The sequence below is a fragment of the Stappia stellulata DSM 5886 genome, from assembly GCF_000423705.1.
Lineage (GTDB): Bacteria > Pseudomonadota > Alphaproteobacteria > Rhizobiales > Stappiaceae > Stappia > Stappia stellulata.
On sequence record NZ_KE384083.1, the window covers coordinates 573,481 to 597,813 of the forward strand.

Consider the following 24,333-nt stretch of genomic DNA (forward strand, 5'->3'; position numbering starts at 1 on the left):
CGAACCTCGCATACGTAATGTTATGACATAACATTACGTATGCGATTGGTTGCGAGCGGTCAACGCCCTTGCATGGCAAAATCCCGTCCATCGCGCGGCGGGCGACCCGCGCCTGCCGACCGGCACCGGCCGGCCTGGCAATCGTTTTGGAAATGCAGGGCCTGAAACGCAAAACGCCCGCCGGATACGGCGGGCGTTGCGGATCGGCGGCTTGTTCCAGCGCGCGTGTCTTTCGCGGATCGGCGCTATCGCGCGCCGAACGTATCCTTGTATTGCTCGCGCAAGACGTTCTTCTGGATCTTGCCCATGGTATTGCGCGGCAGCTCCGGCAGGACATAGACCTTCTTGGGCTGCTTGAACTTCGCCAGCGTCTCGGCCAGCGGCGCGACGATGCCCTCGGCCTGGAGCGTGACGCCTGGATGCGGAGCAACGACAGCGACGACCCCTTCGCCGAAATCGGCATGCGGGACACCGATGACCGCGCTTTCCGCCACGCCCTCGATCTCGTCAATCACGGCCTCGACCTCGGCCGGATAGACATTGAAACCGCCGGTGATGATCAGGTCCTTGGCGCGGCCGACAATGCTCACGTAGCCGCGCTCGTCGATCCGTCCCATGTCGCCAGTGATGAAAAAGCCGTCGGCACGGAACTCGGACGCCGTCTTTTCCGGCATCTGCCAATAGCCCTTGAAGACATTGGGCCCGCGTACCTCAATGACGCCGACCTCGCCCTCGGGCAAAACCCGGCCACTTTCCGGATCGGCAATGCGAAGCTCCACCCCCGGCAGCGGAAAGCCGACGGTTCCCGGACGCCGGTCGCCGTCATAGGGATTGGAGGTGTTCATGTTGGTTTCCGTCATGCCGTAACGCTCGAGGATCGCGTGTCCCGTGCGCGCGCTGAAGGCCTTGTGCACCTCCGCCGACAGCGGCGCGGATCCCGATACGAAGAGGCGCATGTGCGCGGCAAGCTCGCGGGTGAAGGCGTCGGATCCCAGAAGCCGCGAGTAGAACGTCGGAACGCCCATCATCGTCGTTGCCTGGGGCATCAGCCGGAGCATTTCATCGAGATCGAATTTCGGCAGGAACAGCATCGACCCACCGGCAAGAAGCGTGATGTTGCTTGCCACGAACAGGCCGTGGGTGTGAAAGATCGGCAAGGCGTGAAGAAGCACATCGTCTGAGGTGAAGCGCCAGTAATCCATCAGAACGCGGGCGTTCGACGCGAGATTTTCGTGGCTGAGCATCGCCCCCTTGGAGCGGCCGGTGGTGCCCGACGTGTAGAGAATCGCCGCAAGATCGTCCGGTCCGCGCCCGATGTCGCCAAACTCCCGCGACGCCCCGTCAATCGCCGTGCTCACGCTGCCCGACCCGTCGGCCGCCATGGTCAACACATGGCTTTCCACCTTGTCCGCGATCTGCGCAAGCGCGTTCAGCCGTGCCGGATCGCACACCAGAAGCGCCGGTCGGGCATCGCAGACGAAATAGTCGATCTCGGCCGGCGTATAGGCCGTGTTGAGCGGCAGGAACACGGCACCGGCGCGCAGCGTTCCCAGATAAAGCATCAAGGCCTCGGCGGATTTTTCCACCTGGACCGCGACCCGGTCGCCTGGCTTCACACCGGAGGCACTCAGGATATTCGCGTAGGCAGCCGAGCGTGCGAGCATGTCGCCATAGGTGATGACGCCCCCATCCGGCGTCTTCAGGAACGGCGCGGTCTCGTCCCGGATTGCAGAACGGATCTGGGAAAAAAGATGGTTCGTGTCTCTCATGCGACGGGGTCCGGTATCTGTTTTTTCTTGGGGTCGGGAACGGCTTTCAGGAGCCGGGTCACGCTGGAGGCCGCGGCGACCGCACCGGTGGCCGCGAAAGCTTCGTGGTTCTTCTCGATATCGCCGAGGCTGTAAAGGTAGTTGACCATCACCCCGTAGGACTGATGACGGCCGGAGGCGGACGGATTGGCATTCCAGTTGATGCGTTCCAGCCGCGCCCCGTTTCCAAGATGAAACCGGGCAACAGGGTCGAGCGGCCGCGTCCCCTTCGCCTTCTCACGCATCAGATAATGCGCACACACGGCCTTTAACGGCTCTTTCAAAGGTTCCGGCGGTTCGTTCTCGCCAACGAGCGCCAGGGCTTCGCCCTTTTCGCCGGCCAGCACATCGGCAACGACGCTTCCCGCCTCCTGTGCCGCCTGCTCCACATAGGCGCGCAAGCCCGGAACCGGCGAAAGCGTCACGAAGGTCTTCAGATTGGGAAGGTCCCGGCGCAGCTCCTCCACCACCTGCTTGATCAGGAAATTGCCGAAGGAAATGCCGCGCAGGCCCTTCTGGCAGTTGGAAATGGAATAGAACACGGCGGTGTTGGCCTCGTCCGCCGTCAGTTCCGCGCGGCCCTCCGCGAGGATGGGCGGGATGGCATCCGGGATCTCGCGAGTCAGCGCGACCTCGACGAAAATCAGCGGATCGTCCACCAGAGCGGGATGAAAAAAGGCATAGAGACGGCGATCCGGCAGGTCGATCCGCCGGCGCAAGTCGTCCCAGTCGCGAATTTCGTGAACCGCCTCGTAGCGGATGATCCGTTCGAGGATCACCGCCGGCGTCGACCAGTCAATGCGCTGCATGACCAGGAAGCCGCGGTTGAACCAGGAAGAAAACAGATGCTCGAAATCACGGTCGACCTCGCGCAGCTCCGGATGATCTCGGAGGCAGGCGATCAGATCCTTGCGCATCTTCACAAGGGCCGATGTTCCTCCAGGGGCGAGATTCGTTCGCCGTACGAGTTCCTGGCGACGAGGCTCGGTTGCGGCATGCAGGCCCTGCAGAAGGGTTTCATCGTCGGGCGCCTGCAGCACCGCGCTCGCGGCCTCGGCAACGCGGGCACGATCCGCACCGAAGCGGGTGTGAAGCTCCTGAAAGAACGCCAGGCGCTCCTCCGGCGACAGATCCGCATAGCTGTTGAGCAAATCGCGTGCGAGCGCGACACCCGACGCCTCGCCACGACCGGAAAGCAACGCCTCGCACAGGTCTCCCAGCGCACGGCCGCTCGATACGCGCTCGCGTTTCCGATCCAGCAAGTGCCGCCCCTGCTCGGCAATGGATCCAAGCAGGTCATTGAAAAAACTGCTGCTGTTCATCTGCCAGGTCCCATCAATGTGTCGGGAAGCCAGAGCGCGATCCCGGGCATCAGGCAGAGCAGCACGATGCCCGCGACCATGCATCCGACATAGGGCAACGACCCGCGCAAGATCTCGCCAAGCGTGATGTTCGGCGCGATGCCGTTGATCACATACAAGTTGAGACCGACGGGCGGCGTTATCAAGCCGATTTCCATGTTGATGGTGAGAACGACGGCAAACCAGTAGGGATCGAAGCCGGCCTGGATGATGATCGGCAGCAGGATCGGCGCGGTCATAAGGATCACGGCGACCGGCGGCAGGAAAAAGCCGGCGAACAGCAGGAACATGTTGATGATCGCCATCAGCACCCACCGGTTGACGTCGAGCGCGGCGATCCATTCGGCAATCGTCTGGGTGATGAAGAGCGAGGACAGCGCGAAGGAGAAAAGTTCGGACGCGCCGATGATCATCATGATCATCACGCTTTCCTTCAGCGTGTCGCGAAACAGCTGGCTGTAGAGCGTGAGTTTCCACAGCCGGTAAATCACGGCGACGAAAACGAGACACATCACCGCGCCGACGCCGGCAGCCTCCGAGGGCGTTGCGATGCCGCCGTAAAGCACGAACAGGATTCCGACGATAATCCCGAGAAACGGCAGGACGCGCGGCAGAATGGCGAAGCGCTCGCGCATCGAGAAGCGCCGACCCAGCATGTCCAGGCCGATCCCCCGGCGATGGCAGTCGAAGATCGTCCAGGCCATGAACAGCGTGGTCAGCATTGCGCCGGGCAAAAGGCCGGCGAGGAACAGCCGTCCGATCGAGGTCTCCGTCGCGATGCCATAGACGATCATGGTGATCGACGGGGGAATGAGGATGCCGAGCGTTCCGCCGGCCGCGATCGATCCGGCCGCGATCTCGTTTGGGTAGCCCCGCTTGGTCATCTCCGGGATGCCCATTTTTCCGATGGCGGCGCAGGTGGCCGGCGAGGAGCCGGACAGGGCCGCGAAAATCGAGCAGGCGCCGAGGTTCGACAGGACCAGTCCGCCGGGCACCCGGTTCAGCCAGCGGTCGAGCGCCTCGTAGAGGTCCTTGCCTGCGGGCGAGGAGGCAACCGCCGCTCCCATCAGGATGAACATCGGGATCGAGACGAGGCCGAAAGAAGCCAGTCCACCGAAAAAGGTCTCCCCGAGAATGCCGAGCGAGCCCCAGCCGTCTGCCAGGATCAATGCGGCGATGGAGACGAAGCCGAGGGCGAAGGCAATCGGCATGCCGAGCGCCAGCAGTCCCAGGAGAACGGCGAGCACGCCTGCCGCCCAGATCATCGGGGTCATGTCGCGTCTCCGTAGATCTTCATGATTTCGGCGATGTATTGCAGCACCAGCAGGCCGATGCCGACCGGAAGGGGCAGCAGCGGGATCCACAACGGAATGCGCCAGACCGAATCCGTCGTCCAGCCGTAGCTCCAGGCCTCGTGAAAGTAGGTCCAGCCGGACCAGGCGAGCAGCGCGCAAAAAGCGATCCCGAACAGGCCGGCGACCGTCTGCATGGCGCGGCGCACCGGCGGCGAGGCGCGCAGCTGCAACAAGTCGACGTTCACGTGGCCCTTGTGCAGCAGGACATAGGGCGATCCGAGGAACGTCGCGGCAACGAGCGCGTAGATCACATATTCGGTCTGCCAGATGGTCGAGCCGTTCAGGACATATCGAACGAACACCATGTGACACACCACCAGCGCAGCGGAGCCCGTCAGGGCCATCGCGACAACGCCGAGCATCCGCGACAGGGCTGAAACCGCATAGATATAGAGTGACATTGCCTGATACTTCCGGAATTTGCCGGCCGGCCGGACGGCACGCGTTCGCCGGCGCAAAAACTGCGCGAATTGCGCGAGCCGGCCATTGGAACCACATTTGCGGGACAGGCCGTCCCCGGGCCGGACGGCGGGCACGACTGCCGGCGCGCATGACGCGCCAGCGGCCGTTCGCTCAAACCGTCAATCGACGGCGAGCGCCTTGGCGATCAGTTCGTCGCCACCCGGAACGTTTTCGGAGAACATCTTGTAGGACGTGTCCTTGGCAATCGTGAGCCAGGCGTCATAGTCTTCCGGCGACATTTCAACGATCTCCACCCCGGCATCCTTGTAGGCCTGCACGAGCCTGGCATCGAGCCCCTTCGCCTCACCGACGAAATACTCCTGCGCAACCTTGCCGGCGGCCATCAGAGCATCCTTTTGCGCCTGATTGAGCTTGTCCCAGCTGCGCTTGGACATCAGGATAGGCTCGTACATGAACCAAAGCGCATTCGCGCCCGGTGCCGTCAGGCAGGTCACCTGCTCGTAGATCCGATAGGACACGAAGGACCCCGACGAGGTGTTGGCCGCATCGAGCACGCCGGTCTGCAGCGCGGTGTAGATCTCCGACGAGGGCATGGACGCAATCGAGGCGCCGGCGCCGACCAGCATCTGCTCGAACGCCGGCCCGGCCGCGCGCGTCACCTGTCCTTCCATCGTCTCGGGCGAGGTGATGCAGCGCTCCTTGGAGGCGAACCCGCCGGCGAGCCAGGCGTCCGCGATCACCACGACGCCGGCGTCATTGATGATCTTCTTGATGTCCTCCATGAACGCGGAATCGTTGAGGCGCGTGGCCCGGTCATGGTTGCGCACCAGGCCGGGCATCAGGGTCGCGGAAAACTGCGGATGGCGACCGGATGCATAATCGAGCGGGAAAGCCGAAATATCGAGCTGCCCCTTGGTCATCGCGCCCCATTGCTCGCGGGCCTTGAACAGCGACTGGCCGGGATAGACCTTGATTTCGACGCCGACATCGGCTTCGGCGACCTCGCGTGCGAGAATCTGGACCATCTCGTCGCGCACGTCGCCCTTGCCGCCCGGCCACTGGTGCGAGGCCTTGAGAACCACATCTGCCGCATGCGCGGCCGGCATGGCGAGCGCCATGGCCGTCGTCAGGCCAAGCGCGGCCCTTGCAAGTGTCTTGAACATGTCTTCCTCCCATACGCCGTCGACACGCGTTGATGCCGTCGGGTCTGTTCTCTTTGAACGCCAGGAACGCCGGCCTCCTCCGGGTCCCTCACGCCATCCTGCAAGGCAAGCATCGCGGTGCATCCAAGTCAACGCTTTTTGTATACAATTGACGATCCCTTGAATATCATCGTGCCATGACAGACGTAGCTTCCCCTTCGAGATCGGCCGGACGAACCGCAAATGCCCTGCGCGAGGCGCTGGAAGACGATATCGCCGTCGGCCTCTATCCGCCGGGCACGCGGCTGGACGAAGTCTCCCTGGCAAGACGGTTTTCCGTCTCGCGCACGCCCATCCGGGAGGCCCTGATCGAGCTGTCCGCTTCCGGCCTTGTCGAAATCCGCCCGCGCCGAGGCGCCTTCGTGCGCGAGATCGGCATTCCGCGCCTGATCGAGATGTTCGAGGTGATGGCGGAACTGGAGGCGATGTGCGCAAGGCTCGCAGCAAGACGCATGGATGCGACAGAGTGCGCGACCCTTCTGGATGCGCATGCGCGCTGCAGCGCCGCCGCAAGAGCTGGCGATCCGGATGCCTATTACATCGCCAACGAAGCGTTCCACGATGCGATCTACGAGGGGAGCGGCAACGGCTTTCTGGCCGAGCAGGCACGCGAACTCAAGAACCGGCTGAAGCCGTACCGCCGGCTTCAGCTTCGCGTGCGCAATCGGGTGGGGAACTCACTGGCCGAGCATCAGGCGCTGGTCGATGCGATCCAGTCGGGCGATGCCGATGCGGCCGCGCATGTGCTGCGCTCGCATATCCTGATCCAGGGCGAGCGCTTCAACGATTTCGTCGCCTCGTTGGCCGCGGCGGAAAAGACCCGTCGCGCGCGAGGGTGATTGCAGCCGGTCGCCACGTCAGCCGGTCTTCGGCGCCTTGGAAAGCACGACGACCTTGGTGTGGGTCGGCACGCGCTTGAAGAGGTCCATGATGTCCTGGTTCCACATGCGGATGCAGCCCGCGGACACGTTTCGACCGATGCTCTCGGGCTTCTTGGTGCCGTGGATGCGATAGAGCGTGTCGACGCTGCCTTGCCACAGGTCCAGTGCGCGCGCTCCGAGCGGATTGCGCGGCCCGCGCGGATAACCGTCCTTCCAGTATTTCTCCAGCGCCGGGTTGCGCGCGATCATGTCCCGTGGAGGGCGCCAGATCGGCCACACGCGCTTCACGCGCACCTTGGCATCGCCGCTCCAGGCAAAGCCCGCACGACCGACACCAATGCCGTAGCGCAGGGCCTTCCCGCCTGGCAGGGTCCAGTAGAGAAAATTGGAGTAAGGATCGACGACGATGGTCCCCGGACGTTCGCGCGTGTCGTAGTCGATGACCTGGCGCCAGTACTTTCTGTCGAATTTCTTGTAGGCGATCGCCGGAACCTTGAAGTCGTAATCCGTCGTCGCCGCATAGGCGGAGGCGTAGTCGAAATCCTCGCCCGGCAGATCCGGTTGATTGTGCAGGCCGACGGTCGCGACACCGCCGCTCGTCTGACAGGCAGCCAGCACAAGCGGCGCACCCAGCACGAGCGAACGGCGCGAGATGAGCAAACCCGAATCCCGCTGCGCCTTGTCCGGTCCGGTCGACACCATGCCTATCTCCAAACATTCCAAATGTTGAACTGATGGTCTTGTACCCGATTGCAAGTCGGGATGCGAGTGCCGAAAAATGCGCCTAGCCCGACATGACAGGCGCCAGCGCGGCCGCCATCAACTCGCGCGTATAGGGATCGGCGGGCGCATCGAACACCGAGGCCGCCGGTCCCGCCTCGACCACCCTGCCCGCCTTCATCACGACGATCGTGTCGGCCAGCGCCCGCACCACGGCGAGATCGTGGCTGATGAAGAGATACGTCAGGCCATGCTCGCGCTGGAGATCCCTGAGCAGATCGACAATCTGCTTCTGGATGGTCCGGTCCAGCGCCGACGTCGGCTCGTCGAGCACCACAAGCCGCGGCTTCAGCACCATCGTGCGCGCAATCGCAATGCGCTGGCGCTGACCGCCGGAGAACTCATGCGGATAGCGGTTGCGCACCGAGGGGTCGAGCGACACCTCATCAAGGGCTGCGCAGGCACGCAGATCGCGTTCGCGCCTGGACAGCGTCGGCTCATGCACAAGCAGCCCCTCGGTCACGATCTGCCCCACGGTCATGCGCGGGCTGAGCGATCCGAACGGATCCTGGAACACCAGCTGCATCTGTCGGCGAATGGCCCGCATGCCGGCCTTGTCGGCGTTGGAGATGTCCCGCCCCTCGAATTGCACCCGTCCGCTATGGGGAAGCAGTTGCAGAAGCGCACGCCCGAGCGTGGATTTGCCCGATCCGGATTCTCCGACGATGCCGAGCGTCTGGCCCTCGCGAACGGTCAGCGACACATCGTCGACCGCCCTGAGGACCGTGGGTGCTTTCAAAAACCCCTGCTGAATGCGAAAGGAGACGCCGAGCTTCTGCGCGCCGACGACGATCGGGCGGCTCTCGGACACCGGGTCCTTGTGGCCGGACGGTTCCGCGTCCAGCAGCATGCGTGTGTAGGCCTCGCGCGGCGCGGCAAAAAGCGCCTCCGTCGACCCGGTTTCCACCACCTCGCCGTCCTTCATCACCACCACCCGGTCGGCGATACGCCGCACGATGCCGAGATCGTGGGTGATGAACACAACCGCCACGCCGGTGCGCTCCTGAAGATCGGCGATGAGATCGAGGATCTGCGCCTGTGTGGTGACATCGAGCGCGGTCGTCGGCTCGTCCGCGATCAGCACATCGGGATCGTTTGCAAGCGCCATGGCGATCATCACGCGCTGGCGCTGGCCGCCGGAGAGTTCATACGGATACGCCCGCAGCTTGTCGGCGGGATCGGGAATGCGCACGAGCTTCAACAAGTCCAGCGCGCGCGCCGAAGCCTGTTTCCGCGTCAGCCCGCCATGCTCGACCAGCGGCTCGCTCAATTGCCGCTCGACCGTATAGAGCGGGTCGAGCGAGGTCATCGGCTCCTGGAAGATCATGGTGATCCTGGCGCCGCGCACCGCGTTCAACGCCTTGGGGCCCAGCGTCAGGAGATTGCGCCCCCGGTAGAGGACCTCGCCGGTGGCGCGACCGTTGTCGGCCAGAAGCCCCATCGCCGCCATCATGGTCTGGCTCTTGCCGGAGCCACTCTCGCCCACGACCGCAACCGTTTCGCCCTTGCGCACGTGAAGGTCGATGCCACGCACCGCGCGGACATCGCCGTCATTGGTCGAAAAGGCAACGTCCAGCCCGCGAATGTCGAGCACGTTGTCGCCGTCCGTTGTCATTGCCGCCTGTTTCATTTCAGCGATCCTTCGGGTCGAGCGCATCGCGCAGGCCGTCGCCGATGAAATTCAGCGCAAACAGCGTCGTCGTCAGGAAAATCGCGGGAAACAGCAGCATCGTCGGATTGCCCTCGATGTCGCGCGCGCCTTCGGAAATCAGCACGCCCCAACTGGTCATCGGCTCTTGAACGCCAAGACCGAGGAACGACAGGAAGCTTTCCAGCAGGATCACGCGGGGCACCAGCAGCGTCATGTAGATCACCACCGGGCCGGTGAGATTGGGAATGATGTGACGGCGCAGGATGCCGACGTTCTCCACGCCCAGCGCCTCTGCCGCCTGAATGAACTCCTGACGTTTCAGGCTGAGGGTCTGTCCGCGCACGATCCGGGCCATGTCGAGCCATTCCACCGCGCCGACGGCGATGAACATCAGCACGAAATTGCGTCCGAAAAACACGACCAGCAGGATCACGAAGAAGATGAAGGGCAACGAATAGAGAATATCGACGACGCGCATCATCACAAGGTCGACGCGGCCGCCGAGATACCCCGACACCGCGCCATAGGTGACGCCGATCACGATGGCGACCACGGTCGCGAGCAGACCGATGGTCAGCGAGATCCGCCCGGCGATCAACGTGCGCGTCAGCAGATCGCGCCCGGTGGCGTCAGTCCCGAAAAGGAAGGTGAAGCGCTCGATGTCCGCGACGATAAGGCCGTTGCGTCCGTCATCCGCCACCCCCTCCAGCCGGGCGCCGGAGAAAATGTCCACACGGTCGACATAACGCACGATGCGGGGATCGAGCTCACGTGACGAGGACACCGGAATGCGCACGCTGTCCCCGATGATCTCGACAGGCTCGCCGACATCCACGCGCGCCCGCTTCAGCGCGTCGCGCGCGGCGGGCGCAATCGCATCGGCCTTTGGATAGGGCGAGAGGCTGGGACCGACCTTCACATAGGAGCGATAAACCTGATCGTAGCCATGGCCGGTCAGATACGGGCCGACGAGACACATGAGCGCCATGAGCACGAGAAAAACCAGGCTTGCCATCGCCGCGCGATTGCGGCGCAGGCGGGCGAGGCCGTCCTGCCACAGCGACCGGCCCTCCACGGGCCTCGACTGGGTAACTGCTGTCATGACCTATCCCAGACGCACGCGTGGATCGATCACCGCATAGAGCAGATCGACCATCAGATTGAAGACGATGATGAAGATGGCGATCACGATCACCGTTCCCATCACCAGCGTGTAGTCGCGGTTGAGCGCGGCCTGGACGAAGTAGCGACCGACGCCGGGAATGCCGAAAATCGTTTCCACCACGACCGAGCCGGTCAGAAGCGCCGCAGCCGCCGGACCGGCATAGGACACGACCGGCAGGATCGCCGAGCGCAGTGCGTGCACGACGATCACGGTCCAGGGTTTCAGCCCGTAGGCGCGGGCCGTTCGGATGTGGTGTGAGCGCATCGCCTCGATCATGGCACCGCGCGTGAGCCGGGTGACGACCGCGATCTGCGGCAACGCCAGCGTGACGATCGGCAGGACCTTGTAGGACCACGCCCCGCCCCCCCAGCCGCCGGCGGGAAGCCAGCCGAGCCAGACGCCGAAGACCAGCGACAGAAGCGGCGCGATCACGAAGGTCGGAATGGTGATGCCAAGCGTTGCGAGCCCGACGATGCCGTAATCGGCCGGGCGGTTCTGGCGCAGCGCCGATGCGATGCCGAGCAACGTTCCCGCGATCAGCGCCAGCACGAGCGCCCCCGCCCCGATCTGGAGCGACACCGGCAAGCCGGAGGCGAAAAGCTCCGCCACCGAGAAGTCCCGATAGACGAAACTCGGGCCGAAATCCCCGCGCGCCAGATTGCCGAGGTAGTAGAGGTACTGTTCCCACAAGGGCTTATCGAGATGATAGATCCGGTTGAGGTTCTCCATCACCTTGGCTTCCAGCGGCCGTTCCAGATTGAACGGCCCCCCCGGCGCGACCCGGATCAGGAAGAAGGCGCCGGTAACGATCAGGAAAAGCGTCGGGATCGCCGTCAACAGACGGCGCGTGACATAACCGAACATAAAAAGCGGGCTCCGCGTCCTTGTCGCCGACCGTTGCGCGACCGAAACAGGCTGCACCATCGTGTGCGCGTTTGCCCGCACAAGGCACCCTGCGTGATCGCGACGAACGGATGGGCGGGAGGCGGAAGAGATCCCGCCTCCCGCGTGGAAAGAGCGCTCAGCCCTCGATCGAGATCAGACGCGTCGGATGCACGTTCTGGAGGTTGTCCTCCCAGCCCTTGAGCGCGGGGGAAACCAGCGAGTGCGAGGAGTAGTAGAGGATCGGGATGAACGGCAGGTCGCGCATGAACATCGCTTCCACGTCCTGCAGGATGTCGGCCCGTTTTTCCAGGTCGGTCTCAACGGCCGCCTTGTCCATCAACGCATCGTAGTCCGCGTTCTTGTAGTTGGCATAGTTGAAGCCGTCATTGTCGGATTCCGCGAGAAACAGGAAGTTCTGCGGGTCCGAATAATCGCCGATCCAGCCGGCGCGGGCGATGTCGTAGTCACCCTTTTCGCGCAGATGCGCATAGTGGCTGGCCAGGTCGCGGTTGATCATGCTGGTTTCCACCCCGATGGTCTTCCACATGTCGGCGATGGCGATCGCCGTGTTCTTGTGGTTCTCGGAGGTGTTGTACATGATCTCCAGCTTGAGCGGATTGTCGGGACCGAAACCGGCTTCCTGCAGGAGCGCCAGCGCCTTGTCCTCGCGGTCGAGCATTGCCTCGCCCTTGTAGTCGGCATAGGCCGGCTCGCCGTAGTTGTTGATCCCCGGGGGGACCAGCGAATAGGCCGGAACCATGGTGCCGCCCCAGATTTCCTCGGCCACATATTCCCGGTCGATCGCCATCGAGAGCGCCTGACGGACACGCACGTCGTCGAACGGCGGCTTCGACATGTTCACGGCGTAATAGTAGTTGCCGAGATAAGGCGGCGTGCGCACCTGATCGCCGAACTTGGCGCGCAGATCCGCGATCTGGTCGGTCGGAAGATCGGAGCAGGAATGAATCTCGCCCGCCTCGAACCGGCGCACGCAGGAGGCCCGGTCCTCGATCGGGTAGAAGATCACCTTGTCGATCGAAACGCTGTCGGCGCCATGGTAGTTCGCGTTCTTCACCGCCACGAGCTTGTCGTTGGGCGTGAACTCCTCAAGCGTGAAGGCACCGTTGGACACGAAGTTCTCCGGCTTGACGAAATCGCTGCCATGCGCCTCGACGGTCGCCGGATGCACCGGAAGTCCCGTCTGGTGGGTCAGGAGTTCCAGGAAGAACGGCGTCGCCTGCTCGAGCGTAATCTCGAGCGTCGTGTCATCCACCGCCTTGACGCCGAGCTCCTCGGGGGCCAGCTCGCCCTTGTTCACCTGTTCCGCGTTCTTGATCGGGTAGAGAATGTTGGCGTATTTCGCGCCGGTCTCCGGTGTCATGATCCGGCGCAGCGAATAGACGAAATCGCCGGCCGTGACCGGATCGCCGTTCGACCATTTGGCATCGTCGCGCAGTGTGAACGTATAGACCGTCCCGTCTTCCGACGCCTTGTGGCTTTCGGCCACGCCCGGCACGATCTTGGCATTGGCGTCATAGACCATCAGTCCCTCGTAGAGGTCGCGCAGGATATGCGCCTCCGCGACCGTTGAGGTCTTGTGCTGGTCCAGCGTCTCCGGATTGCCGTCGTTGCCACGATGATAAACCGTTTCGGCCATCGCGCCAAAGGCGGTTGCTGCAACGAGCGCACCCGCGATCAGTCCCGCGCGCATGCCCGCCCCAAAAGTGGTTGTCATAGCTCTCTCCCAATCTTGTCACCCGCGCGCCGCGTCTCTTGATCGGGACCTGACGGTCCGGACGCTTCGGCACAGGGGGTGGTTGTGGGCGAAGCTTTTCACCAATCGACGGCAATGACAAGATGCCGCAACGTCGCCCGTTCGCGAGTGACCGGAAAAAGCCAAGAACGTTCTATCCGCTTGAGAATTTGAGAAAAATTATTTTTCAAATGGTGATTCGATTGTCGGAAATTTCCTTGATGCCGCAGGGTGGAAGGGGCCGGTCGCAATCCGGACTTTGATGGCGCGGCGTGTTTTTCTTGATTTGCTCTCGGCGATGCCCGATGGCATGTCCGCAGAATACGACGTCGCAAAAGAACAGGCTCGAGACACGCCAGATGCAAGACGCAACCTCTCCCTTGCGGGGCAACCTCAAATCCGCGGTCGCGGAGATCATCGCCCTCCGAATTCTGGACGGCTCCTATCCGCCGGGCACGACATTGCCGACGGAGGCGGACCTGCTTGCCGATCTGGGCGTCAGCCGGACCTGCCTGCGCGAGGCGCTGCAAACGCTGGTCGGCAAAGGCCTGATTTCCTCGCGTCCCAAGCATGGCACCAGCGTTCGCCCGGAAGTCGACTGGAACTTTCTCGACGGGCAGATGCTTGCCTGGCGGGCCAAGGTCGTGCCGCAAAACCAAATTCTCGCGGAACTCGTGAGCATTCGCGATCTCGTGGAACCGGAAGCTGCGGCCCTGGCGGCGCAGCATGCCGACGACGACGCCATCGCCGCGATGCGCGAGGCGCTCGACGCCATGGGCGCGGCCCACGGCGAACGCAACCCCGAGACCCAGAACGCGGATGTCCGCTTTCACCGGCTGATGCTGGCGGCGAGCCGCAATGCGTTGCTGTCCGGCCTCGGCGCCTGCATCGAGAACGCTCTGCGGGCCTCGATTTCGATCACATCGGATCCGCGCGTCAGCGATCCGATCGCGCTCGACCAGCACCGACTCGTGCTCGATGCCATCGCCGCCCGCGACCCGGAGGCCGCCCGACGGGAAATGGTGAAACTCATGGCGATGACCCGCGATATCCTGAAAACCGCCCAGGCCCTGCCGGACGCCTGAAACACGCAGACGCGATTTGCGCCTGCGGCCGATGCATGGCAGTTGCGGTGACAGGCGTCTTTGCCTACTGAGACACGATGGCACCTCCTCTTTTGCACCTCCGCGACATCGCCCTGACCTTCGGTGGCACACCGCTTCTCACCTCGGCCGAACTCCAGGTCGGCGAAAGTGACCGCATCGGCCTCGTCGGCCGCAACGGATCAGGCAAGTCGACGCTCCTGAAAATCGCCGCCGGCATGATCGAGGCCGATTCCGGCGAGCGGTTTGTCCAGCCGGGTCGCACCGTGCGCTACCTGCCGCAGGAGCCCGACTTCGGCACGGCCGCCTCCGTGCTCGACTATGTGACGAGCGGGCTTGCGCCGGGCGACGACCCCTATCGCGCACAATATCTGCTCGAGGTTCTGGGCCTGACCGGCGAGGAACACCCGGGCCGTTTGTCCGGTGGCGAGAAGCGCCGCGCCGCCCTTGCGCGCACGCTTGCGCCCGAGCCGGACATTCTTCTTCTCGACGAGCCGACCAACCACCTTGACCTGCCGGCCATCGAATGGCTGGAGGGCGAGCTTGCCTCGATGAAGTCGGCAATCGTGCTGATCAGTCACGACAGGCGCTTTCTGGCCGATATCACCCGCGCGACCGTATGGATCGACCGGGGCACCTCGCGACGGCTCGACAAGGGCTTTGCGCATTTCGAGGCATGGCGCGACGAGGTGTTCGAACAGGAAGAACGCGACCAGCAGAAGCTTGCGCAGAAGATCAAGCGCGAAGAGCACTGGATGACCTATGGCGTCACCGCCAGGCGCAAGCGCAACATGCGGCGGGTCCGTGAACTCGGTGACCTGAGGGCCCAGAAAAAGGCACATCGCGGTCCGCAGGGCAACGTCAAGCTCACGGTCGGCGACGCGGAGGTCTCCGGCAAACGCGTGATCGAGGCGAAGGGCATTTCCAAGGACTACGGCGAAGGACCGATCGTCAGCGACTTTTCCATCCGCATCCTGCGCGGCGACCGGGTCGCGCTCGTCGGGCCGAACGGCGCCGGCAAGACCACCTTGCTCAAGCTTCTCACCGGTGCGCTGGAGCCCGACAGCGGCAGCGTGACGCTCGGCTCGACGCTCGACATGGTGACGATGGACCAGGCGCGGGAATCGCTCAGGGACGACGACACGGTGACGGAAGTGCTGACCGGCGGCGGCGGCGATCAGGTGGTTCTGTCGTCGGGCGCGCGGCACGTCGTGTCCTACATGAAGGACTTCCTCTTTGCGCCCGAACAGGCCCGCACCCCGGTGGGCGCGCTGTCCGGCGGCGAGCGCGGACGGCTGATGCTGGCCCGTGCGCTGGCACGCCCGTCGAACCTGCTGGTTCTCGACGAGCCGACCAACGATCTGGACCTGGAAACGCTCGACCTCTTGCAGGAAATGCTCGCCGACTATCCGGGAACGGTGCTGCTCGTCAGCCACGACCGCGACTTCCTCGACCGGGTCGCGACCTCCGTTGTCTTTGCGGAAGGCGACGGCCTGTGGCGCGAGTACGCCGGCGGCTATTCCGACATGATCGCCCAGCGCGGTGCGGGCGTTTCGGCGCGCGGCGCGCGCGGCGGCGAGGCCCCTAAGCCCAAGGGGAAAACCGCGCCGGCGGAGGAAAAGCCGAAGAAGAAGTCGCGCCTGAGCTTCACCCAGCAGCATCAGTTGAAGACGCTGCCGAAGGACATCGAAAAGCTGGGCCGGGAGATTTCTAAGATGCAGAGCGAGCTGGCCGACGCGGACCTCTTCGCGAAGAACCCGAAGCGCTTCGACACGCTGATGGCGAAGATGACGAAAGCGCAGGAGGATCTCGCCAGCGCCGAGGAAACCTGGCTGGAACTGGAAATCCTGGCGGAAGAAGACGCAGGCTGACCCCCTACACCAGCATCCCCACAACGAGCCAGATATAGAGCGGCATGGGGGCAGCGCCCCACAGGAGCAGCCAGGGCCAGGTTTTGCCCCAACGGCCGGTTTCCGTATTCGTATCGATGGTCATGCCACGCTCCCCGTGATGTTCAGGACGGTCAGGACAACAACCGCCAGGATACCGGCGGCAAAGCCGTATTTGACCGCGCGAAACAGCGCCCGGCCGGTCGCGTCGAGCACGGGCACGCGGGCAAGTTCACGGTCCTCGCGCAGGCCGAGGGTCAGCGCGCCGAGATAGGTAGCGAAGAACAGGGCGGTTCCGATCTCCGCGACGATGACGATTGCGGCAAGGCTCATGATTTCGCTCCGGTGTTGACGGCGGGCAGTCCCGAAATGGCGAACTCCAGACTCTGGGCGATGCGCCGTGCCCGCTCCATGAAGTAGGGGACGGCGTCCGGATGAGGCGCGGTGTCCCTGAGCGTTTGTTCGAACAACCCGAGCCATATCGTGAAATGCCAGGGCTGCAGGTCGGTAAGCTTGGTGTGCGCCGGCACGGGCTTGCCGGAGTAGCGCCCGGCATTCATGGCGACCGAGGCCCAGAAGTCCTTCATCTTCGCCAGATGCGGCCCCCAGTCGTCGCCGATTTCCGCCGCGAAGATCGGCCCGAGAAGCGCATGCGCGCGCACACGCTCATAGAAGGTCTCCACCAGCATCGAGATATAGGCGTCGTCGATGCCCAGTGCGGCCGCCGTCTCCTGGATTTCCCGGCGACGGTCCGCCGCGCTCCTGACCCTGATCGTCGTCATGCCGCGTCTCCGATGAGGATATCCCTGAGGCCGGTGTTCCCGGTCACCAGATCGTCGATCGAATAGCCGTCCAGAACCCGGAAGAAGGCCTCGCGTGCCTCGTGCAGGGCATGCTTGAGCTGGCAGGATGGCGTGATGCGGCAGGTGCCGTTGCCACCCGGAAAGCACTCGACCAGCGCAGTGCCGTCTTCCAGGGCGCGAACGACGCCGCCCACGCTGATTTGACGGGCATGACGGGCCAGTCGCACCCCTCCGCCCCGCCCGCGCACGGCCTCCACCACCCCGGCGCGGACAAGCGCCTGGGCGACCTTCATCAGGTGGTTTTTCGAGATCCGGTAGCTGTCCGCCACATCGCTGATCGTGGCGAGATCACCATCCTGCACCGCAAGATGCATCAGCATACGCAAGGCGTAATCGGTCTGGAGTGTCAGTCGCATGTCGATCTCCATCAAAGAGGTATATCAAATACCTCATTCTTGACGGCGACGCAACATAAACATGCATCCAATATACCTGTTTCTGGCTCTACAACGCACTGTCCTCGAGAAGCACCTTGCCGTCGGCCATGAGCCGCAGCGGCGCGCTGCGGCCGTCTTCGCTCACGGCGACCACCAGCCGGACCGTCTCGCGCGGCATCGCCTCGATTTCCAGCCCCTTGCCCTGCGGCACGAAGAAGGCACTCAGACCGTAGTCGATGCGCAGCTCGTCTCCGCTCAGCCTCGACCCGACCCGCCCCTTCAACGCAACACGGCCGTCCCGCGGAGGCGCGGGCAGCACATCCACCGCCCGGAACACGCCCTCCCCGTCCCGCTCCACGACCGTCCAGACCGGATCGCCGAGCGCGAATTCGGAGAGGTCGGTTTCACCCGCCACCTGCTGGCGGGAGATCCGTCCGATTTCGGGATTGAGGATCACATAGTCGCCGCGCAGGAGATCGCGCGGATCGACGGGCCGAAGCGCGAGCGTCACCTCCTGTCCCGTCGCATGCACCGACCAGCGCTCCGCGAGAGGAAGGGCAATCAAGATCAGCTGCAGCAGCGCAACCGCGCCCCAACGCACCCAGGGGGAAAGGTTTTCCAGCCTCATGGCGCCACCTCCGCCTTGCCCGAACGTTTTCGCAGGACAAGACCACTGACAAGCGCAACGCCGATCAGCGCAAGCCCCGCCAGCAGGAAGAAAACCGATTGACCGATCAGGGAGCCTACGGTGTGCTCGAGCAGCATCAGCAAAACGGCCGCAATCGCGAGATTGCCGAGAACGCTCCACGAGGTGAGATGTGCGGCGGATCCGACCGCACTGATTGCAATGGCGCCGGCAAGCGAATTCACGGAAACCGGGATTGTCTGGCCGGGAGCCCAGACCACCATAAGCGGCAGCGCGACCGCCAGAAGCGCTGCGGAAAGCACGACGCTGAATGCGCCGCTCCAGATGCTCCGCGCGAGCGCAATAAGCACACCGGCGGCGCTCAGGAGCCCGGCACCGATGACCGGCCACAGCAGAAGAACCCGGGCGTCCACGCGACTGTCGAGAATGTCGAAGCTCTCCAGGCCGAGAAAAAGCCCGACCACGCAGACGAGCGCCAGCAGGGCGGGCGCGATGCGAAGCCCCGTTCCCGCGAGCGCCTTCACCCCTTCCGCGCCCTCGGGCAAGCCCCGGTGCGCCAGAAGCCCCCAAATGGCGAAGGCACCGCCCAGCGCCGCCAGTCCGAGCAACATCGCCGAGGTGACCGCCGCGTCGCGCGACATGTCCATGCGCTCCATCTCGCCGATGATGAAGGCGGCGTAGGTGGCAAGCGCCTGTGCGAGAACCGCGAGCCGCCCGGCCATTGAGCTGTGGCGCAAGACATGTCCGGCGGTCGCCGCCAGGAGCCCGAGCGCAAGCAGGCCGTCCGGCGTTGCGAGCCGCAACGTGTCGTCGCGCCAGAACAGCCAGACCATGACGGCAATTGTTGCAACCAGAGCCGAGCTTCTGGACGCACAGACCCAGGCCGCGGCCAGTGCGCCAACCACCACGATCAGGCTTCCCGCCCGCCAGTCCACCGGAAGGTGATACATCTGTCCCACGAGCGACAGGCCGGCAACGAAAACAAGGACGGCGAACAGCGTCGCAATGTCGGCGGCCGCGCGCCAGCCCCGCGCGGCGAAACCGGCCGCCACGGCATGCGCGCCAACAAGCAGCACCGCAATGCCGCCGAGCTTGACAGCGCGCGGGATTGCCTCCCAGTTGGCCGCGACGAAAGCGACAAGAGCCAGGGCAATGCAGATGGCGCCAATGCCGGCCAGCAGCAGGGGCAGGCGAAAACGCCCCTCGCCGTCGGCACCGACATCGCGCCGGATTTGCGCCGCCCCTTCGGGCGCGATCCAACCGGCCCGGACCCAGCGTGGAAGGTCGGCTTCGAGCTGGCGTCGATACAGGGATCTCAACATGAGGCTGACTTTCCTTTGATACGCTGCCAGTGCGTTTACACGTTCCTCGCGCGCGTGTGGACGATCCGACGCGCAGTCTCTTCATTTCGGGAGCACGAAAGGACAAACAGGATCCCGAAACCGGATCCTACCGCACCCAGTCGAAGACTGCGAAGACGAACGCCGCCAACAGCGCCGAGGCCGGCACGGTCACCCCCCAGGCTGACACAATGGTCAGCACATGGGCCCGGCGCACGAGCTTGCGGCGCCGAAGGTCGGCCGGCTCGCGTGGCGGGCGGGCGGAAGCGCTGGCGGCGAGCGGCACGATCTCGCCGAGCCTTAAGCTACGCGCCCGGTTCATGAACCATTCGCGGTAGAATCCGACGCCGAAAACCGCGCCGACGGCAATATGGGTCGAGGAAACCGGCAAACCGAACCCGCTGGCCGCCAGAACGGTTGCGCCTGTGGCAAGCGCGACGCAGAAGGCACGGATCGGGTTGAGCCGCGTGATGCGCTCGCCCACCATACGAACCAGCCTCGGGCCGAACAACAGCAGACCGAGAGAGATGCCGAGCGCGCCGACCAACAGGACCGGGAGAAGATAGCCACCCCACGAAAGAGCGCTTTCAACATCGCCATAAGCGGAGAAGATTGCAGCCACGGGGCCCACCGCATTGGCCACGTCATTGGCCCCATGGGCAAAGGACAGGATCGCCGCCGCCACGATCAGCGGGACCCGGAACAGGCGTCTCAGGGACTGATTGCGGTTCTCCATGCCTTGCGATGCGCGCCCGACCAAAGGCGCCGACAGAAGGTAGACACCAACGGCAATACCGGCGGAGATCGCAAGCGCCTCACCGGGGGCGAACGGCTGCGACCGCGACAGCCCGACGACCAGAAGATACAGCGCAAACGTGCCCGCCATCGACGCGAACAGCACCGGAAGCCACCGCCTGGCCGCCTCGATCTTGTCGTCGCGATAGATGACGCAGGTCTTGATCAGCGCCAGCAGTACAGCCGCGACAAACCCGCCAATCAGGGGCGACACCGCCCAGCTCATGGCGATCGCACCGACCGTCCCCCAGGACACAACGCCGGTGCCAGCCGACATCATCGCCGCTCCGACCACCCCGCCAACCACCGCATGGGTGGTCGACACGGGAGCGCCCAGCACCGTCGCCAGATTGATCCAGAGCGCCGCCGCAACAAGCGCCGCCATCATCGCCAGGGGAAAATCCGCCTGCTGGGAGAACCCGCCAGCGTCAACGATACGCGCCGAGATCGTCGTGACGACCTCGCTTCCGGCAAGAAGTGCGCCAGCGCTTTCGCACAGGGCGGCGAGCACGAGCGCGCTCGTCATCGTCATGACCCGCGCGCCCACCGCCGGCCCGACGTTGTTGGCAACATCGTTCGCGCCGATGTTAAGCGCCATGTAGCCGCCAAGCGCGAGCGCTGCCGTCAACAACAGCCAATGCGGGTTGTCGAACAAAAAGAGCGCCGCGAGGATCGCCGTGGTGACGACAAAGAGCACGGCAAATCCGAGCGCGATCATGGAGCGCGACAAATGACCGGTCGCTTCCTCGACGAAGCCGAGCTTGTCGAGATCCTTGTCGATGGTGTTGCCGGATGGCCGGGAAAGGCGATCGCTCACGCCCGGCGCCCGCGAACGCAAGACCGCACGCGCTCCCCACGCAATCCCGAGGTTGGTTCAGGCTTCATCACGCAACGCATCGGCCGATCATGCCAGCCGTTTCATGACATCCGCATTGCGCAGCAATTCGGCGAGTTCCGGTTCGTGAACGTGCCGCGCGGCTTCCTCCGGCGAGAACCAGCGCAACTCGCGTTGCCCGTTCTCGGGCCAGGTCTCCGCCTGTCCGCTGACGGCCAGCGGAAAAACCGTTACGCGCACGCGCCGGTGAAGCCCGCTGTCCAGACGTTTGCGGTAGAAAAAGCTGCCGACCGCCTTCGTCGTGATCCGGCCCAGCATGCCCGTCTCTTCCCACGCCTCGCAGGCGGCCGTCTCGCTCAGGCTGCGTTTCTTCTGCGGCCACCCCTTCGGCAGCACCCATCGTCCGGTGTCACGGCTCGTTGCCATGAGGATTTCGATGCGTCCGCCCGTCGCCCGCCGCCACGGCAATGCCGCGACCTGAACGGCCGGAGGCTTGCCGCCGAGCCACAGGCGTGCGGCCTCGAGCGCATAAGCAACGCGCAAGGACAGCTTGGGGACGGACGGTACGAGCAGGGCCACGATACTGGGGCCTCCAACGACGACGGTGGTTGATTGGAGAATCAAATTGCGATTGCAGTAGCTTAGCACTCATACAAATAACGCGCAGATCCCGAAAGCGCAAGCCGAAAGGCGCAGTGTGTGCGCTTTTTGGCTTGCCGCCCTGCGGAAACTCCCCGTCGCCGGCAGCCGGAAAGAGACTCAAGTTGTTGATGTATGAACGATTTCGCGGGTTTCACGGAAGCGGATATCGGGATTTTTATCGGAAACGTAAGACACTTCCCAGGCATTCTTGAACAGAAAAACCGGCCGGTCATCGCGATCCATTGCAATACTTGACGGGTTTGTTTCGATGAACTTTCGAAGCGTCAGATCGTCATCGCATTCGACCCAACGGGCGGTATTGTACTGAACCGCGTCGAAGCCGATCTCGGTGGCATATTCGGTGCGCAGCCGCTCCACCACGACATCGAGCTGAAGCACACCGACCACGCCGACGATCCAGTTGGAACCGATCTGCGGCTTGAAGATCTGGACCAGCCCCTCCTCCGCAAGGTCCTGAAGACCCTGACGCATCTGCTTGACGCGCATGGTGTCCGACAGGCGCACGCGACGCAGCACTTCCGGCGCGAAGGCCGGCAGACCGGTAACGTGAATTTCCTCACCCTCGCTCAGCGTGTCGCCAACGCGCAACTGGCCGTGGTTCGGCACGCCGATGACATCGCCCGGATACGCCGTTTCGGCAAGCTCGCGCTCCTCGGCGAAGAAGAAGATCGGCGCGGAAACCGCGATGGTCTTGCCCGCGCGCACATGCTTGAGCTTCATGCCACGCTTGAAGGTTCCCGAACACAGGCGCACGAAGGCGATGCGGTCGCGGTGCTTGGGATCCATGTTGGCCTGCACCTTGAAGACGAAGCCCGTGACCTTGCCTTCCTCGGGACGGATGATCCGGGACGTCGCCGGTTGTGCATGCGGCGCGGGGCCGAACGCCGCAATGAACTTGATGATTTCCTCAACGCCGTAATCGCGCAGTGCCGAGCCGAAGAACACCGGCGTCATGTGACCTTCCAGAAACGCCTCGCGGTCGAACGCGGGATAGGCCTCTGCGCCCAGTTCGACGTTTTCCTCAAGCTCGCCCAGAACCTTCTCGAAGACGGTGTCGACAAGTTTGGGGTCCATCGGCCCCTCGACCTCAACCACGGTGTCGCAGCGTTGGCCGCGCCCCTCGCTCGACGTCATGAACCGCTTTGCCTGCCAGTCGTAGACGCCGAAGAAATCCGACCCCATGCCCACCGGCCAGGTCATCGGCGTCACGTCGAGCGCCAGCGCCTCCTGGATCTCGTCCAGAGCCTCGAGCGGATGCCGGCCTTCGCGGTCGACCTTGTTGATAAAGGTGATGATCGGAATGTCGCGCAGGCGGCAGACCTCGAACAGCTTGCGGGTCTGGGTCTCGATGCCCTTGGCCGCGTCGATCACCATGACCGCCGCGTCGACGGCGGTCAGCGTGCGGTAGGTGTCTTCGGAAAAATCCTCGTGGCCCGGTGTGTCGAGCAGGTTGAAGGTGATGCCGTCGCGCTCGAAGGTCATCACGGAGGACGACACCGAGATGCCGCGTTCCTGCTCGATCTTCATCCAGTCGGAGCGCGCGCGGCGGCGCTCGCCGCGGGCCCGGACCTGACCGGCCGCGCGAATGGCGCCGCCCGACAGAAGCAGTTTTTCCGTCAGCGTGGTCTTGCCCGCGTCGGGATGCGAAATGATCGCGAACGTCCGCCGCGACTTGAAGGAAGCTTGCCCGCCGGCCTGCGTCGCGGTGGGCTGACTTTCGGTGAGGCTCATGCCGTCTCCTTGGAACCTGTTGCATGGCGAACGCGCGCGTCATCGCCTGTGCTTTGACCGCAGGTCTATTCATTTGCAGCGCCAAATACCAGCATCGCATTGACCGCCGGCGCGGATCGTGCGCTTTGCGCATTGCCCATGGCGCGCGAGCGGATAGGGTTGCCGTCCAGTCTTTTCCCGGATTCGAAAGCCTCTCGCCAGATGCCGCAACCCGCCCCGCTCTCCTCCGGCCGCCCCTGGCCTCCCACCCTCGCGATTCTGGTCGTGGTGGTCGCCACCGCCCTCATCCTGCTGGCCATGGGCCGGGTGCCGATCTGCAGCTGTGGCGTGGTCAAGCTTTGGACCGGCGACGTGGTCTCCTCGGACAACTCCCAGCACCTGTCCGACTGGTATACGCCTTCGCACATCATTCACGGTTTCATCTTCTACTGGCTGTTCCATGTCGCGACGCCCGGCCTTTCCGTCGGCTGGCGCGCCGTCGGCGCCACCGTCATCGAGGCCGCCTGGGAGATCCTGGAAAACAGTCCGATCATCATCGACCGCTACCGCGAGGCGACCATCGCCGTCGGATACACCGGCGACAGCGTGATCAATTCGGTTGCCGACATCGGCTGGATGCTTGTCGGCTTCTGGCTCGCGCTGCGCCTGCCGGTCGCGGTGACCGTCGTTCTGGCGCTGGCCATGGAAATCATCGCCGCCATCGTCATTCGCGACAATCTCACGCTCAACGTTCTCATGCTGGTGTGGCCGCTGGACGCGGTGCGCGACTGGCAACAGGGGCTTGCACCGTGATCCCAGCCATCCGCCCGGTCGGCCGGCCTTGACAC

22 protein-coding genes are annotated in these 24,333 nt (G+C 64.0%); 4 read left to right on the forward strand and 18 right to left on the reverse strand.

Translation table 11 applies throughout. The features are described from left to right. Positions 1-245: 245 nt before the first annotated feature. The 5 genes from G572_RS0119750 to dctP form a co-directional block, all read right to left on the reverse strand. Positions 246-1,769, reverse strand: a complete 1,524-nt coding sequence (locus tag G572_RS0119750; RefSeq protein WP_029059950.1) for a malonate--CoA ligase — start codon at positions 1,767-1,769, stop codon at positions 246-248. Beyond that, positions 1,766-3,130, reverse strand: a complete 1,365-nt coding sequence (locus tag G572_RS0119755; RefSeq protein ID WP_029059951.1) for a malonyl-CoA decarboxylase — start codon at positions 3,128-3,130, stop codon at positions 1,766-1,768. Before G572_RS0119755 ends, G572_RS0119750 begins: the two co-directional genes overlap by 4 nt. Next, positions 3,127-4,443: a TRAP transporter large permease gene (locus tag G572_RS0119760; RefSeq protein ID WP_029059952.1), complete on the reverse strand. Its 1,317-nt coding sequence runs from the start codon at positions 4,441-4,443 to the stop codon at positions 3,127-3,129. Before G572_RS0119760 ends, G572_RS0119755 begins: the two co-directional genes overlap by 4 nt. After that, on the reverse strand, positions 4,440-4,925 hold the full coding sequence (locus G572_RS24855; protein ID WP_037547498.1) for a TRAP transporter small permease subunit: 486 nt from the start codon (positions 4,923-4,925) through the stop codon (positions 4,440-4,442). The genes G572_RS0119760 and G572_RS24855 overlap by 4 nt, the downstream gene beginning before the upstream one ends. A gap of 180 nt (positions 4,926-5,105) precedes the next feature. After that, entirely contained in the window at positions 5,106-6,110 is a 1,005-nt protein-coding gene (gene dctP, locus G572_RS0119770) for a TRAP transporter substrate-binding protein DctP (RefSeq protein ID WP_029059953.1), read from the reverse strand. A gap of 176 nt (positions 6,111-6,286) precedes the next feature. Here dctP and G572_RS24860 point away from each other — a divergent pair, with 176 nt between their 5' ends. Continuing rightward, positions 6,287-6,988, forward strand: a complete 702-nt coding sequence (locus G572_RS24860) for a GntR family transcriptional regulator (RefSeq protein ID WP_051242788.1) — start codon at positions 6,287-6,289, stop codon at positions 6,986-6,988. Between the two features lie 18 nt (positions 6,989-7,006). Here G572_RS24860 and G572_RS0119780 read toward each other — a convergent pair whose 3' ends face one another. From G572_RS0119780 to G572_RS0119800, 5 genes are all read right to left on the reverse strand, one after another. Continuing rightward, positions 7,007-7,732: a L,D-transpeptidase gene (locus tag G572_RS0119780; protein WP_051242790.1), complete on the reverse strand. Its 726-nt coding sequence runs from the start codon at positions 7,730-7,732 to the stop codon at positions 7,007-7,009. 82 nt (positions 7,733-7,814) lie between these two features. After that, positions 7,815-9,425: an ABC transporter ATP-binding protein gene (locus tag G572_RS0119785; RefSeq protein WP_029059955.1), complete on the reverse strand. Its 1,611-nt coding sequence runs from the start codon at positions 9,423-9,425 to the stop codon at positions 7,815-7,817. Between the two features lie 16 nt (positions 9,426-9,441). Further along, positions 9,442-10,563 (reverse strand): ABC transporter permease subunit, encoded by a 1,122-nt coding sequence (locus G572_RS0119790; protein WP_029059956.1) that lies wholly within the window; start codon positions 10,561-10,563, stop codon positions 9,442-9,444. Between the two features lie 3 nt (positions 10,564-10,566). Further along, positions 10,567-11,490, reverse strand: coding sequence for an ABC transporter permease (locus G572_RS0119795; protein ID WP_029059957.1), 924 nt, complete (start codon positions 11,488-11,490; stop codon positions 10,567-10,569). Positions 11,491-11,647: 157 nt separating this feature from the next. Further along, the gene (locus G572_RS0119800) at positions 11,648-13,246 is read right to left on the reverse strand and encodes a peptide ABC transporter substrate-binding protein (protein ID WP_245566262.1); all 1,599 of its coding nucleotides are present in this window, start codon (positions 13,244-13,246) and stop codon (positions 11,648-11,650) included. Between the two features lie 377 nt (positions 13,247-13,623). Here G572_RS0119800 and G572_RS0119805 point away from each other — a divergent pair, with 377 nt between their 5' ends. Both G572_RS0119805 and G572_RS0119810 read left to right on the forward strand, forming a co-directional pair. Further along, positions 13,624-14,349 carry a FadR/GntR family transcriptional regulator gene (locus tag G572_RS0119805; protein WP_037547725.1) on the forward strand — a complete coding sequence of 242 codons (726 nt, stop codon included), beginning with the start codon at positions 13,624-13,626 and terminating at the stop codon, positions 14,347-14,349. Positions 14,350-14,426: 77 nt separating this feature from the next. Further along, complete coding sequence (locus G572_RS0119810; RefSeq protein ID WP_029059960.1) at positions 14,427-16,238, forward strand: ABC-F family ATP-binding cassette domain-containing protein; 1,812 nt, start codon at positions 14,427-14,429, stop codon at positions 16,236-16,238. A gap of 120 nt (positions 16,239-16,358) precedes the next feature. Here the strand turns inward: G572_RS0119810 and G572_RS0119820 are convergent, their stop codons facing one another. The 8 genes from G572_RS0119820 to G572_RS0119855 form a co-directional block, all read right to left on the reverse strand. Next, positions 16,359-16,589: a hypothetical protein gene (locus tag G572_RS0119820; RefSeq protein WP_029059961.1), complete on the reverse strand. Its 231-nt coding sequence runs from the start codon at positions 16,587-16,589 to the stop codon at positions 16,359-16,361. Beyond that, positions 16,586-17,038, reverse strand: a complete 453-nt coding sequence (locus tag G572_RS0119825; RefSeq protein ID WP_029059962.1) for a group III truncated hemoglobin — start codon at positions 17,036-17,038, stop codon at positions 16,586-16,588. Before G572_RS0119825 ends, G572_RS0119820 begins: the two co-directional genes overlap by 4 nt. Continuing rightward, a complete protein-coding gene (locus G572_RS0119830) occupies positions 17,035-17,475 on the reverse strand; it encodes an RrF2 family transcriptional regulator (RefSeq protein WP_029059963.1) in 441 nt (146 codons plus the stop codon). Before G572_RS0119830 ends, G572_RS0119825 begins: the two co-directional genes overlap by 4 nt. An 88-nt stretch (positions 17,476-17,563) precedes the next feature. Further along, positions 17,564-18,124, reverse strand: a complete 561-nt coding sequence (locus G572_RS0119835) for a GDYXXLXY domain-containing protein (protein ID WP_029059964.1) — start codon at positions 18,122-18,124, stop codon at positions 17,564-17,566. Beyond that, a complete protein-coding gene (locus G572_RS0119840; protein WP_029059965.1) occupies positions 18,121-19,464 on the reverse strand; it encodes a DUF2157 domain-containing protein in 1,344 nt (447 codons plus the stop codon). The genes G572_RS0119835 and G572_RS0119840 overlap by 4 nt, the downstream gene beginning before the upstream one ends. A gap of 127 nt (positions 19,465-19,591) precedes the next feature. Beyond that, a complete protein-coding gene (locus G572_RS0119845; RefSeq protein WP_029059966.1) occupies positions 19,592-21,094 on the reverse strand; it encodes an inorganic phosphate transporter in 1,503 nt (500 codons plus the stop codon). Between the two features lie 87 nt (positions 21,095-21,181). After that, entirely contained in the window at positions 21,182-21,691 is a 510-nt protein-coding gene (locus G572_RS0119850; RefSeq protein WP_245566263.1) for an NUDIX hydrolase, read from the reverse strand. Between the two features lie 180 nt (positions 21,692-21,871). Then, entirely contained in the window at positions 21,872-23,506 is a 1,635-nt protein-coding gene (locus G572_RS0119855; protein ID WP_029059968.1) for a peptide chain release factor 3, read from the reverse strand. A 201-nt stretch (positions 23,507-23,707) separates the two neighbouring features. Between G572_RS0119855 and G572_RS24865 the strand changes: the two genes are divergently transcribed. Then, positions 23,708-24,298 carry a DUF2585 domain-containing protein gene (locus G572_RS24865; protein WP_051242793.1) on the forward strand — a complete coding sequence of 197 codons (591 nt, stop codon included), beginning with the start codon at positions 23,708-23,710 and terminating at the stop codon, positions 24,296-24,298. Positions 24,299-24,333 lie beyond the last annotated feature (35 nt).

Bases quoted from the DNA above. Each gene is read 5' to 3' on its own strand.
- G572_RS0119750 (WP_029059950.1), bottom strand. From the start codon at position 1,769: ATGAGAGACACGAACCATCTTTTTTCCCAGATCCGTTCTGCAATCCGG.
- G572_RS0119835 (WP_029059964.1), bottom strand. From the start codon at position 18,124: ATGAGGCTGGAAAACCTTTCCCCCTGGGTGCGTTGGGGCGCGGTTGCG.
- dctP (WP_029059953.1), bottom strand. From the start codon at position 6,110: ATGTTCAAGACACTTGCAAGGGCCGCGCTTGGCCTGACGACGGCCATG.
- G572_RS0119820 (WP_029059961.1), bottom strand. From the start codon at position 16,589: ATGAGCCTTGCCGCAATCGTCATCGTCGCGGAGATCGGAACCGCCCTG.
- G572_RS24855 (WP_037547498.1), bottom strand. From the start codon at position 4,925: ATGTCACTCTATATCTATGCGGTTTCAGCCCTGTCGCGGATGCTCGGC.
- G572_RS0119855 (WP_029059968.1), bottom strand. From the start codon at position 23,506: ATGAGCCTCACCGAAAGTCAGCCCACCGCGACGCAGGCCGGCGGGCAA.
- G572_RS0119785 (WP_029059955.1), bottom strand. From the start codon at position 9,425: ATGACAACGGACGGCGACAACGTGCTCGACATTCGCGGGCTGGACGTT.
- G572_RS0119830 (WP_029059963.1), bottom strand. From the start codon at position 17,475: ATGCGACTGACACTCCAGACCGATTACGCCTTGCGTATGCTGATGCAT.
- G572_RS0119800 (WP_245566262.1), bottom strand. From the start codon at position 13,246: ATGACAACCACTTTTGGGGCGGGCATGCGCGCGGGACTGATCGCGGGT.
- G572_RS0119780 (WP_051242790.1), bottom strand. From the start codon at position 7,732: ATGGTGTCGACCGGACCGGACAAGGCGCAGCGGGATTCGGGTTTGCTC.
- G572_RS0119805 (WP_037547725.1), top strand. From the start codon at position 13,624: ATGCAAGACGCAACCTCTCCCTTGCGGGGCAACCTCAAATCCGCGGTC.
- G572_RS0119810 (WP_029059960.1), top strand. From the start codon at position 14,427: ATGGCACCTCCTCTTTTGCACCTCCGCGACATCGCCCTGACCTTCGGT.
- G572_RS0119795 (WP_029059957.1), bottom strand. From the start codon at position 11,490: ATGTTCGGTTATGTCACGCGCCGTCTGTTGACGGCGATCCCGACGCTT.
- G572_RS0119840 (WP_029059965.1), bottom strand. From the start codon at position 19,464: ATGTTGAGATCCCTGTATCGACGCCAGCTCGAAGCCGACCTTCCACGC.
- G572_RS0119825 (WP_029059962.1), bottom strand. From the start codon at position 17,038: ATGACGACGATCAGGGTCAGGAGCGCGGCGGACCGTCGCCGGGAAATC.
- G572_RS0119760 (WP_029059952.1), bottom strand. From the start codon at position 4,443: ATGACCCCGATGATCTGGGCGGCAGGCGTGCTCGCCGTTCTCCTGGGA.
- G572_RS0119790 (WP_029059956.1), bottom strand. From the start codon at position 10,563: ATGACAGCAGTTACCCAGTCGAGGCCCGTGGAGGGCCGGTCGCTGTGG.
- G572_RS24860 (WP_051242788.1), top strand. From the start codon at position 6,287: ATGACAGACGTAGCTTCCCCTTCGAGATCGGCCGGACGAACCGCAAAT.
- G572_RS24865 (WP_051242793.1), top strand. From the start codon at position 23,708: ATGCCGCAACCCGCCCCGCTCTCCTCCGGCCGCCCCTGGCCTCCCACC.
- G572_RS0119755 (WP_029059951.1), bottom strand. From the start codon at position 3,130: ATGAACAGCAGCAGTTTTTTCAATGACCTGCTTGGATCCATTGCCGAG.